Raw genomic sequence first — 13,501 nt, 5'->3', positions numbered from 1 at the left:
GGCTATCAAAATCAGATATTTTAGATTTTTATTCACCCTTTTGTACGAAACAAGACATGCACGCTTCAATTAACCCCAAAATATTGACGTAATTTTTATTTCTCACAGAAATTCTTATAAGCTTCTGCGTCCATAAGTTCGTTGAGTTCTTCTTTATTTGTCAGTTCAACCTTTATGATCCAGTTTTCATATGCATCCTTGTTAACAAGTTCTGGTGTATCTTCAAGGTTTTCGTTAATCTCAACGACAGTTCCGCTTACAGGAGATATAAGGTCGCTTGCAGCTTTTACGCTTTCAACAGCACCGAAGTCTTCGCCTGCTTCGATTTCGTCGTCAACTTCAGGCATATCAACATAAACTACGTTTCCAAGTGCATTTTGAGCGTAGTCGGTGATACCGATATAACCATATTCACCTTCAACTCTTACAAATTCGTGTGACTCAGAGTAATAGAGTCCTTCAATAACTTTTGCCATAATATTATCTTTATTTTTAGTTGTTATTTATGTTTTAATCTTATAAAATATTGCTGTATAATGAGCTATATTTTTATTTCTTATAATGTTTTTGATAGAATGCTTTTTTCACAATAGTTCCTGGATAAGATTTCTTGCGAATTTGCACTTCAACTTGATTGCCAAGTTTTGCACATTCTGCATCAATTAAGGCCATGCATACACTTTTCTGAGTGGATATTGATTGGTAGCCTGTTGTAACCTTTCCTATTTCTTTGCCATTGCATGTTACTGTATATCCATGACGTGGTACCGCTTTGTCATGCAGTTCTATACCTGCTACCTTTAGCTTAATTCCTTCTGCCTTTTGTTTCGCAATAGCTTCTTTTCCAATAAATTCTGGTTTGTCGAGTTTACAGAACATGCTCAGACCTGCCATAACAGGTGTTATCTTGTCGCTTAGTTCGTTACCATATAGAGGAAGTCCTGCTTCAAAACGTAAAGTGTCACGGCAGCCAAGACCACATGGTTTACAGCGTCCGCTCTTCATTAATTCATCCCATGCTTTTCTAATATATTCATGGCTACTATAGATCTCAAATCCGTCTTCGCCAGTATATCCAGTACGGCTTATAATTGTTTCTACACCATCTATCATTACAGTTTTAGCTGTATAGAATGTAAGATCACTACATTCTTGACCTAAAACCTCTCTCATGACATCTTCTGCCTCAGGACCTTGCACTGCCAGCTGGCCGTAATAGTCTGAACGGTTTGTTATCTCAACGTCATAACCTTTTGCATTATCGTTAATCCATTTAGCATCTTTATCTATATTGGCTGCATTTATTACAAGGAAGAAGTTGTTTTCTCCCATTTTATATACTAAAAGGTCATCTACAACACCACCATCTTCATACAGCATCATGCCATAGTAAACTTTGCCTACTGTGGCGTCTTTAATGTCATTTGTAAATATATGACTTACATATTTCTCTGCATCATTACCTGTAACGGTTATTTCGCCCATATGTGACACATCAAACACTCCACAATGCTGTCTTACCGCATTGTGTTCATCGATGATTGATGTGTACTGAATTGGCATATCAAAACCGCCGAAGGGTTGCATTAGCGCTCCGGCCTCAACATGCTTGTCATGCAGACAGGTCTTTTTGTTTTCCATATTTTCTAAGGTTTTTAAATGTTTTTAGTTTATTATGATATTAATAAATTCGTCTTTATTTAAGTTCATTATGACATCATCAAGCTGTTCCGGCAACGCTTTTTCAATACACTCCTTATCCAATTTCACATTCTTAAGCCGGTTTTTAATGCTTTCGTTTATATCACCTGTGATTAGGAAATCACCCAATATTTCAATATCTTTTATTATGCCATTTTTTATATCCATCCTCAACTCAAAATCTCCTGCATGTTCAATTCTTTTACGTTTAATAACAGTATATTTGGGGTTGTTGCCGTAGATGAACTCGGTTGAAAGATATTCTTTTTCAATTTCTTTGATTTTTTCGACATCTTCTTCCGTTAGTACGATTTCCTTATCACATAAGTTCTTCTTCACATATTCTTTAAATTCATCAATATCAAGGCTGATATAGTCTTTTAGAAGATTTATCCTCTGTCTTATGCTCTTTATTCCTTTGCTCATCAGTTTTTCGTCTGATGGAGTAATACTTCCTACCATGTTTTGCATGTCTGTATCATAGAGCATGGTGCCATGTACTATATTTCGTCCTGGTATATGATAGAATGCATTTCCGGATACCTTCTTACCATCAATCAGAATGTCATTACGCCCGCTTGTTGTGGCTTCGACGCCTAATTTTCTAAGTAAATGTATTACGGTGTTAATGTATCGGTTGAAAGTGAAGCCTACACTTTCTTCACTTGTTATGTATGAAAACATGATGTTGCTCATGTCTGCATATACACACCCTCCGCCACTTTTGCGTCTATACATCTTTATGCCATTCTTGCGACAATATTCAATGTTTACTTCATTCTCAATTAATTGATTGCGCCCAAATATCACAGATGGCTCAACTTGCCATTGAAAGAAACAATCATATTCATTGATGTTTCTGGCTGCGTATTCTTCCATGGCAAGATAAAAAGATAACTGCCTTGTGCTATTCTCCGGTAGAGATATGTATACCATATAATTGTTGTCTTTCTTTTTTAAGGTTCTTCTGCAAGTATGTAGTGGCTTAAGTCACTATTTTTCATGCAGATTTTAGGTTCTAAACTTGAATAGGATAATTTTAAATCCTATACAAAGATAAATAATTAATTGTTTATCAACAAGCATGTGATGAAAAAATAATAGAAAATTAAACTTTTGTAATAAAACATCTTTTGCCATAATCATTTTTTACACCTTAGTAAGATTGATAATTTGACACAATTAACTTGATTGTCGCTAGAAACGTGAAAATTGTATTTTCCATGACTGTTAATGTGATATCATAATACGTATTTGATGTATCAAAGTGTAAATTTATATATTTGATTTGATATATGTGTTATTTGGGTACGCACAGTAATATATAAGATAAAAATAAGTATATATTATTTATTTGAGATTTATTATGGATAGTTTTTGTCAATAATATAACAAAGAAGCGGAACTTCAGTATAAGAAATTCCGCTTCTTCGCTATGAAATATAATTGTTGATGTTATTTGTATCCTTTAAAAATAACTTTCTCAGTTTTTCTTGACTCGTCATTATATATTGTCATTTTTATAACAAGGCTGCCGTATTGAGGTGTTTTAAGTTTGCTTCCATCTATCGCATAATATTTTATTTGTTTTACCTCTTTATTTGTATCTGCAATATTAGGCGTTTCTATTGCCGAGACATCAGAATTATTAATGTCATAATTTACATTTACAGTTTTAACAAATTCATAGAGTAGATTTTCATTAACTGAAATATTACCTGTACTGGTGTCATATTCTGCAGCCCATATTGCCATCGGATTAAAGGCGATTTCACCTTTTTCCATATCAATGGTTGCATGTATCATACCCACATTGCTTGTCTCAGGATAAGACATTCCTGTGGGCATGTTTGTCTCAACGTCATACTCACATCCTGTGAGCATTCTATACGTACCATCATTGGCATGTCCTGTTAGTGTATATCTAAACATTACTTCGTTAACATCTTTGTTGATTGTTCCACTTAAATGTACACCATAACCATATTGATCTGCTTGCAATATGTTATAAATATCAATGGTATTTCCATTTATTGCTACATAAGAGGGTCTAGACTCGATATATTCATCTTGATTGCCTGTGGAACCAACATATGAAGTGTTGTTTGATTGGCCATTACAACGTACTATACGTGACCCATTAGAGAATGTAACCGTCTGTTTTTCTTCGCCTTGTACAGCAACTAGCATGAGGTCTGTATTACATTCCCAAGTATTATTGCCAATATATTTATATTCAATAGGCCTTAAGATTTCTTCTCCGGCTTCAGAATCCCAAGGATATAAATATACCATATATGTTTCCATATCAAATACAGGAATACCTGATGGAATACTAATAGAACCTGTGTTTTCGTTATATTCAGCATTAAAATCAATACATCCATTCATATAAAACCCGCTTACCGAGATAGAACTATTGTCTGTTGGTACAATATTAAAAAGTTTTATTGTTGCCAAACTTTTTTCTCCGTTATATTCTTGCGAATTTAACACTAAAAAATCGCCTTCCATTTCCCCTATTGTAGGGATTGTCGTTGTTTCTTGTGCGCAAACCGGTGCTGTAATAGCAATTATTGTTGCAAAAATAATATTTTTAATCATAATTTATTGAATTATTATTTTTCTAATTATTGATTTTGTCTTTTCACCAGAGATTTTAAATATATATACACCATTATGAATACAATCTGTATCGAATACGATTTCTTCCCCAGCATTAATGTCGCTAATTGTATGTTTTGCTACGCATATTCCTTGAAGATTATATAATTGCATACAGATGTTTGTATCATAAAAGCCTGGAACAACTTTTATTTGTTTACCATTAAAAATAATCATATGAGGATTGTTTATGACAGTAGGCTTGATCTCGCTTGCTTGTTGTATACATTCTTTAATACCTTCATATGCGTCAATCTTGCCATATCCCCAATTGTTCGTAGGAATCTCTTCACCTGTATATGAATCGTGACGTGAAGTTTTTTGCATTATTTTTAATGCATCTTCTGGTGTAAGATAAGGATAAGCCTGCAACCATGTTGCCACTACTCCTGTAATGAAAGGTGAAGCCATTGATGTTCCTTGCATATAACCATATTCATATTTATTACCGTTCCAGTTTATTGTACAATATGTTGTTTTGTCGCCTGTATAATAGTTTGACAGGGATGATTTAATGAATGTACCAGGAGCTGTAATATCAGGTTTAATTCTTCCGTCTGCAGTAGGTCCATGGCTAGAGAATGATGCTAATCTATTAACTTTCTCGTCAATGTAGTGTGGAACTCCGAATTGCAACCAATAATCACATGTCACATATGCTCCAGCAGACAAAATTCTTTTTCCTGTACCGCCAATTTCTCCAACAGTCATGTCATCATTACCGTCTACAAATCCTTTAAGGCCATAGTTGCTGAATTGTGAATATATATTTTCCGTCCACATATTTATATCACCTTTATTTGATGATATAATATATAAGCCATGATAATAATTTGGCGTATTCAAATAATTGAAATTCAACATGAGATGTGTTTTACCATTTATAGGATTTATTTCACCGGTAACGGATAAATTTCCGGAAATAGAATCATTGTCAATTGTGAAGTTGTATGAACGGTTGTCGCATTGTGTTATATTAAATATTGCAGGCTCATAAACTTTCTTTATGGTATTATTGTTGGCTCTGTATACAAATGGGATAAACTTAATCGCCATATCTTTGTCGCACCATATTTCTACTGTTCCTGATTGTGGATATGTGTATTTAAAATCGAGAAATGTTGCAAGAGTATCAGTCTTTTCTCCGTTAAATGTTTTTTTAACGTGACATTTTGAGCCTCCATCATTTCCGGCAGCTCCAACAAGGATACGTCCTGGACCGAGCATCTCAGACGTAAGTAAATCAAAGGTGGATGAACCATCGCGCGGTCCAAGGTGGCTGCCAAGACTTAGATTTACGACACAAGGTTTATTTACAGATTTTGCATAATCAAAAATATATTTCACGCCATCAAGAACCGCAGTGTTATCACTGTTTATAAGTTCGTTGCCATTAAGAGACACCAATACTATTTCGGCATCTGTGGCTACACCATATACATTTTTGTCATCTGTATTATCTGCTCCTGCTGCAATGCCCAATACATGTGTTCCATGTGTCGAATTACTAGTGTCAGTTACCTTTGTTAGAATATCTTCTGTTGTTGTGTATTCACAACCATAACCGAAATCTTCCGGAGGGGTTCCTTGGATATTTTGATCCCATACTCTCTTTATTCGCAACACTGATTTATCTCGTGAATAAAAATTAGGATGCCCAAATTCAAAGCCATTATCAACCACACCTATCACGACGTCTTTACCTCTATATTCCTCAGGAAGTGACATCCCTTTTTGAATGTCGGTAACTCGGGTTTCTTCGCGAGCTTTGTCGAGATTTTTTCTTATAGGGGAACCCATTTCAATATATTTCACTCCGTCTAAAGCTACAATATTGTCGAGTTTTTCCAATGGAATGTCGGCCGTAAGAATATTTCCTAATATAGTTCTGATATTAACTCCAAATTTTCTAAGGATATCTGAATCATATCCGTCATAAAGATGAATAAAGGCTGATATTATAATTTTTTCTTTATTATCATCTTGCTTAAAATAATAAGCACTTCTTAGACGTTGAACATCAGATATATTTTCTTTCCTAACAGTCTCTACAAATTGTTGGGTATATGGAGACAATTTGCATTGTCCCCATATTGAGAGTGATGTTGCAGTTAGTACTGCAAATAACAATATTGTTTTTATTCTCATATGTTTTTCCTATTTTATTGAATTATAATCTTATGAGTAGAACTACCATCTCTCACTATATATATGCCAGATTTAAGAGAACGGTTGTAAGCAGTTTCTGTGAAAGTATCAATAAGCATGCCGTCACTTGTATATAGAGAAATCTTGTCCATATGAGGATTTTGTATGACTATGTTGTTTTTGCTTGTGCTGATTGTTATGCAATCATTACTTTTAACAGTCTTGACATCAGTTGCAATATCTAGTCTTATATCAAACAAATACAAAAATTCATGGAATTTAGGTGATGTTACATGGAAGCCATAATAATATATACCATCTTCTTCTACGGTTATCGGAATCGAATATTCTGTTACAGGATTTTCTTCTGTTGCTCCTGGAACTTCCGGTATATTAATTAATTGTAAGCTCTGTTCTTCTGGTGTACGCCCTTTACCAAAGGTAACTTCCATTGATTCTGGATATTGTGGTAATGATGAATAAGCCTTAAACTTTAACATGTAGATTACACCTTTCTTATAATTGATAGGAGGAGCTATCATCCAATCGTCTGCATCTTTGTTTTGATTAAAAATATATACTGCACTTCTTGTATTTGAGTCATACCCCCAACAATAACCATCACCATTTGAATCAAGTAGGGTATAGTAATTGAGCATGTCTGCAGGATCTGTAAACATTCCTCCATATGGAGGAGTCAGTGGAGTGCCAATGATTAGGTTGTTCGAGAACCCCCAATCTCCTTCTTTGCCATTATACATTGATGTCACTGTATATACGTAACGTGTCATGTCTTCAGGGTGAGTCTCTGTAAACTTACACTCTTTAAGATTTTCAGCTACAGTTATTTCATTTGGATATCTTATAACTTTATATGTGATATTATCTTTGTCGATGGCATTTCCGTTAATACCTTCTGTTGGAGCCTCCCATGTCAGTGTAGTTGTAAGACCTTCATATGTAAGTCTTATATTCTGTGGCGCCTTAGGCAAATCATAGCCTACATAGAATGTACGTTTGATAGTTGGACCTTCTCCATATTCATTAGATATAGTTATTGATACCGTATGGTTGTCATTAGGCAAAATAATTTCCTTACTTTTGAACAAAGAACCTGGAGCCGCTGTACTGTCAATAAGAGTTTGGCTTCCTTCTGTTATTCTAACTCTCAATTTATCATCTGTAAGAGGGGTTCCTAGGTAGCTGTTAGATGGAATCTGAAATTGGAAGAAACCAGCCACAGAACCTTCGTTAGGAGTGATAAAGTTAAAGTCTGAAACAATTCCCGGTGCACCATCATTAGGTTCTTTTAACCATGCACCGCTGACCTGGTATGTTCTTGTAAGATATGCAACAATGGTTCCTTCTGCGTTTGTAAGATTCAGCTCGACGATAGGGGTGTATTCTCCATCAAGTGTCATGCTACTACTTTCGAATATCCAATACACCTTACCGGTAGCCCTATTTATGAACATTGCCTGTTCTGTTCCATTGTTTACTAAATAGTCTTCAGGACCAATAAGATTCTTACATGTAATCGCTTTAACTCTTACAGCCATACCATCAGATTTTCTTATCTTGTATAAATATTGGTTATAATCCTCAGTGTCAATAACCACACTATACAGCATTCCGTTATTGGTTGAAACTAGAGTTTTAAAACGTAGTTTGCTGTCAAAGTCTTTACCTATTCTTTGCATGTCTCCAGTTTCTGGGTCTATTTCAACTAAATGAGAAGTTGTAAAGTCTACTACAATGCCATATATTTTATCATTTGTTACATCATAGGCCAATGATGTCGTTGTGCATTGGCAGTTGTCCTCTAGTTCTTTTTCATATAACACATCATAAGTATTTCCATCAAGTATTGTCCATACAGGTTTTTGTTTTGGAAGATTTGTCTCATCACTATAAATATTGCAATAAATTTTTCCATCGTGATATACTCCACCTCCTGATATATAGCGATTGAATAATACGCTATTATCATCTGGACGATAATTATTCTCTATACCGAATTTATATAGGCCAGGGATCATATCGTCAATTTCATTTATAGGTGAAAATGTAATAAATCCATACATATCTACACCTTCCATTGATATAGGCTGGCCGTACTCTTGTGACATCGTTGCATTAACACAGCCACAGAACATTGCTGTTAGCAATATAATTTTTTTTAGTATGTTCTTCTTCATAATTATTGTATTAAGTTTGGCACAGTCTCACAAAATGAGACTGTGCTGTAGGTTTAATTTATTTCTTTACTAATTTCATTGAAAGTGTATTTCCATCATTTGTCATGGCCTTGACGATGTAAATGCCTCTACATAGCTCAGCCAACGAAATTGTATTATTTAAACACTGTGTATTGAGAACATCTTGTCCTTGTACGTTAAACACTGATACAGATTTAATATTATCGGGAACGTATAGTGTTGATGTTGAAGATATATAATGCATCTCGCATTTTTCTATGTTCTCTTTAATGTCTGTTCCTTCGACTTCCTCAATTTTGAAATCATCGAACGCAATAATTCCTGAATTTGCAGATTCGGCATTAAACTCAAAATAGAAACAATAGTCCATATCATATTCAGGAACATATTTAATAGTAAATTTTGTCCACTCCTTAACCGGTTCGCTGATATTTTGAAGCACAGGAAGTTCTATGCCGCTTTCCTCTTGTGTATATGCCAATATGACATTTGCTGTTGTCTTATTCTCACCGTTTCCTGGCATATATAGATAGAACGAAATTTCATATGTCTTGCCATGTTCAAGCGTAAAATATGGAGTATAAAGAAGTTCATTTCTTCCGCCAATTGTATATTCGTTTGCAACGGCAGCATATTCTCCTGAGTGTGCTGTAATTGTGTTATCGGGCATAGTTGTTATATGGAATAGTTCAGAAGATGAAGTTCTGCATCCCCATTTATTCGTAAATAGCGTCGTCTCATTAATATCTGTACGATTTTCAAAATCTTCAGAATATGGAAGAGGCTCAGGCTCGTCTGAAGTAAATAGACGCATTATTTTCAGATTTTTAATTCTGACATTTGTTCCGTTCATGTTTTCAATGTGGATGCCAAAGAAATTACTTTCTGATTCAGGATGGAATGTCGTACCGACTTCCATTTGTGTATAATCGTTCATTATTATATCGTTGAACTCGTCTATAATTTCTATTTGATCATTAATAGTTTGGCCATTACCACGAGTAAATTTAATGTTTACGCTTTGATTTAGATCGGTTTCGAATTCGCATAATACATAATATGATTTCGTAGGATCAAGTTTTACCTCTGGTGATATAAGCCATTCGTCTTTACCATTAGTAGTTATTGCTGATTCTTCGTGGCTCCAGGTGTTGCCATCTTCGTCACCGTCAATTGTTTTCCATCTATTATTATCTTCTGTGAAGTCTGCAACATATGTATGTTCTTTGAGATAACCATCAGTGAAACTGCTAATTTTTAAAACACATGATGTTGGTTGACCTATTTCTTTATCAATACAAGGTATTAATTTGTATATTTTCTGTCCTGAAAATTTGCTATTGTCACTATATGTATAAACGTAGGTTACATCAAGTGGTTTCGTATTATCAGTAACTTTCACAGAATGTTCAGCGATAAATTCATCACCATCATATATTTTTGTATTTATGATAGAACCATTTTGTATTTTCTCGCCTTCTTCATCAACTAAAGGATGTGTCCATTCAAAAAGTACACTCTTGTTTGAATTTATTGCAGATGCTTTTGCATTTAATATTGCAGCAGGCTTTACAGGGGTAATCTGTATCTGTTCATCAACATTGAAATTATCAATAATAATTTCACCTCCGTTTGCTTCATTTGTATTTATTTTTATTGCAAAGCAATAGTCTGAGGTGTTTTCTACAGATATCTCAATGTTTTGCTTTATCCAACTTTTGTTTGTAGTTTCGTCAGTTTGCAGAAGTGATTCACCAATGATGTTAGATTCATCTTGCTCTGTTGCTTTATATAAAGAAAGTGTATTCTTCGAATTGTTTTGTGTCATGTTTAACATGAAACTTATATTATAGGTTTTTCCTGATTCTAATGTAAATTTTGGAGTATAAATAATTTCTTCTCTTGCTTCAGGTGCTCCACCTGCTGCATATAATGCATTAGCTCCAGAATATGCTCTAGTTCCAAACGTTTTTGAAACTAAACTAATATTAGATACGTAAAAACCATACTGCGTGCTGCTGCGGCTTATCTTCCATCCATTGGGAGTTGTTGCACTTTGATCAAAGGTTTCAGTGTATGGTATTTCCATTACGGGAACCTCTTTTTCGTCTGTGTCAATATAATAAATACCAACGCCCTTTATAATCATACTATTTGCGGTCTTGCTGTCATGGAAGCCAATATAATATACACCTTCAGTTTCAACACTGAATTGTGGAGTTGTTGTGTCTACATAGCCATTGTAACAAATGTCTTCAAGTGAAATTAATTTTGACGTCATACCGGCAGATGTTTGGCTATTACCCAACCACACATCTAAACTTCCTGCATAATTCATACTTGTTGATACATAAAACTTTATTATATATCTTTTGTTTGGTTCCAATGTGACCCCAGGTGTTATTGCCCAATCGTCATGAATGTCTTTGTTTCCTCGTTTTACAGACATTCCGCCATCTTCGTATGTTATCTGCTGCCAGGTGTTCCCACCGTCTTTATTCTCTACAATCCATTCTGTATAATCATTAGCTGTCATAAATTCACGTACAACAGCAGCCTCACCTTGTACATCATCAAGATTGATTTCAAATTCGACTGGTAATGACTCTATTCCGTTGAGAGAAGCAGTTACCTTATATGTGACAATACCGCCGAAATTCTTTGGGTTATATGTATATGTTCCAGTTGACCCTGCTTCACAATTTTCGACAGAACCAACTCTTACACCATTCTCATATATGTTAATATCTACGGGTGAAAGAATTGGAGCATTAGTTACATCATATGACGGATTCTTCCATTTAAAAGTTACGTTTTTTTGAGTGAAGTTTGAAGATACATCAAGATTTTCCACACTCATTGGTTGTGCTTTTGATGTTTGAATAACTGAGATCTTATTTATTGTCACGATACCATTAGGCACTGGCGTCGTTAAATTAAAACCGATGTATGTAGAAGCCGACTCTGTACAAGTAAAACGAATTATCTTTTCTACAGAACCGCTATTTAGATTTATAGTTTCTTTTGCAAGTTCTTTATCCAGACCTTTAGCGGTTGGTGCAGTTCCATATTTTATAGTAAGTTCGTCGGCTTCAAAAGCGCCGGCTTGAGAGATTGTATATCTTATTAAATAGTCTTTGCCTGCCACCATATCTAACGCAGGAGAAATTAGCCAGTCATCAGCAGCTGACATTGATAAATTCCCGTCATATGATGGACCCGTGTATCCATCTATAATGGCCCATTTTACGTTGTCATTATTTGAGTCTATAATAGTCCATTCTTTAAGAGGATCTGTTCCAGTAAAATCTGTAGTATAGATTTCTGTTTCAGGCGTGATGGTTCCTGCGTATTCTTCAATTGCAAATGAATAAAGTTGAAGAGTGTTTCCACCACTGTTTGATGTGTTGTAGAATGAAAAATAATAATCTCCGTCAGCACCCGGAGTGAAATAGTTTTCTTCAATATTTTCTCCACTATTAATTAAATTCAACTGTTTTAATGGAGTCATATTGGTCTTATCTGTTCCTTGGGTAAGTGTTACAACATCATATCCTTTGGGATAGCCTTGTACAGCTACATTGGTTGTAATCTTATAAGTGACACCGCCTTTTAAGCTTATTTTAGGAGAAAAGTAATCATCATCATTTTGGCCTGTCAGGGGCATTTACAACATCGGACCGAAATTATTAACAGGTGTCCATGTATGTGAATCTCTATTATTGTCAACTGCAGTCCAATCAGCATAGTCGGTTGTCAAATCTACATGATATGGGATGCTGACGATAGGTTCATCGGGGGGATCAATAACGCTTCCTCCTTCTTCATATAATTTAAATTCAAATAAAAGAACAGTCCCGTTAAATTGTTGGCTGGTACAATGAAAAGCAAAATAATATTTACCGTTTTCATTGACTTTTATTTCAACTTTTTGTGCTGCTGGATACTCCGAATTGTCATTTAATGTTACATCCGAAAGTTTTGAAAATGCAGTCATATCACTGTTTGACATCCCATATTCAAACGATACAGTGTTTGCGTTTCCGTCAGATTGACTACATATATTGAATTCAGCAGCATATGTTTTTCCTGCCTCTAGAGAAAAATCTGGTGAGATATAATAATCGTTACTGGCTGATGAATAATCCATCTTAAGGACAATGCTGCCATAATATTTTCCTTGGATATAGGCCCATTTTGGCATATAAGTCCATGTGTTCCCAGGAATGGAACTTTCATCTACTGCAGTCCATCCTTCCTGGCTGTCTGCAAAATTAATGCTATAAGGTAATGCCGTTTGCGCCTTACCTACATTTATTCCCGTTAAGATAATAAATGTGAAAATTAAAAATGTAAGTTTTCTCATACCACTTATTATTTTTAGGTTATGTAATAAATTAAACCATGTATGGATAATTATTTACCCAATATGGCTATATATTGTCTGATAATAATGTTGAGTATATCAATTTAGTTGTAAATATGACTCTATTTTATCTTTTAATTATGTGTATAGTTTCTTGTTGAAGTGATACACAAATCGAGTCATAGATATTAATAAAAGGTACTATTTTGAGGCTAGTTTCACACTCTTAAGTATCCTATTAACAAGGCTTAATGAAATATAAATATTCAATAATGGGTTTATTCCTAATATTAATTGGGAAAAATAGTCCTATAGTCTTTTCTGTGTTATCATAATTAAGACAGTCAAGGCAGGTTTAATTATAATTAATTCACTTTAGTGTATATTGACCTCCAAGCAAATA

General features: G+C 34.6%; 8 protein-coding genes. All 8 read right to left on the bottom strand.

Annotation, left to right across the window (positions count from 1 at the left end; all coding sequences use genetic code 11):
* Positions 1-95: 95 nt before the first annotated feature.
* The 8 genes from gcvH to ACZMIG_RS07735 all read right to left on the bottom strand — a co-directional run bounded on the left by gcvH (position 96) and on the right by ACZMIG_RS07735 (position 13,098).
* Positions 96-476: a glycine cleavage system protein GcvH gene (gcvH, locus tag ACZMIG_RS07770; protein WP_021855443.1), complete on the bottom strand. Its 381-nt coding sequence runs from the start codon at positions 474-476 to the stop codon at positions 96-98.
* Positions 477-549: 73 nt separating this feature from the next.
* Positions 550-1,641, bottom strand: a complete 1,092-nt coding sequence (gene gcvT / locus ACZMIG_RS07765) for a glycine cleavage system aminomethyltransferase GcvT (RefSeq protein WP_021855442.1) — start codon at positions 1,639-1,641, stop codon at positions 550-552.
* A 24-nt stretch (positions 1,642-1,665) separates the two neighbouring features.
* Positions 1,666-2,637 carry a lipoate--protein ligase gene (gene lplA, locus ACZMIG_RS07760; protein ID WP_021855441.1) on the bottom strand — a complete coding sequence of 324 codons (972 nt, stop codon included), beginning with the start codon at positions 2,635-2,637 and terminating at the stop codon, positions 1,666-1,668.
* Positions 2,638-3,156: 519 nt separating this feature from the next.
* Positions 3,157-4,305 carry a hypothetical protein gene (locus ACZMIG_RS07755; RefSeq protein WP_418874912.1) on the bottom strand — a complete coding sequence of 383 codons (1,149 nt, stop codon included), beginning with the start codon at positions 4,303-4,305 and terminating at the stop codon, positions 3,157-3,159.
* 3 nt (positions 4,306-4,308) lie between these two features.
* A complete protein-coding gene (locus tag ACZMIG_RS07750) occupies positions 4,309-6,513 on the bottom strand; it encodes a S8 family serine peptidase (RefSeq protein WP_125104302.1) in 2,205 nt (734 codons plus the stop codon).
* Between the two features lie 14 nt (positions 6,514-6,527).
* Positions 6,528-8,711, bottom strand: coding sequence for a T9SS type A sorting domain-containing protein (locus ACZMIG_RS07745; protein ID WP_418874914.1), 2,184 nt, complete (start codon positions 8,709-8,711; stop codon positions 6,528-6,530).
* 58 nt (positions 8,712-8,769) lie between these two features.
* A complete protein-coding gene (locus ACZMIG_RS07740) occupies positions 8,770-12,399 on the bottom strand; it encodes a choice-of-anchor J domain-containing protein (RefSeq protein ID WP_487889410.1) in 3,630 nt (1,209 codons plus the stop codon).
* Positions 12,400-13,098 (bottom strand): choice-of-anchor J domain-containing protein, encoded by a 699-nt coding sequence (locus tag ACZMIG_RS07735; RefSeq protein ID WP_487889409.1) that lies wholly within the window; start codon positions 13,096-13,098, stop codon positions 12,400-12,402. It lies immediately after the preceding gene.
* Positions 13,099-13,501 lie beyond the last annotated feature (403 nt).

Source organism: Xylanibacter sp., assembly GCF_057607445.1.
The sequence above is the reverse complement of the archived record's forward strand: the minus strand, read 5'-3'. Positions and strand labels throughout refer to the sequence as shown.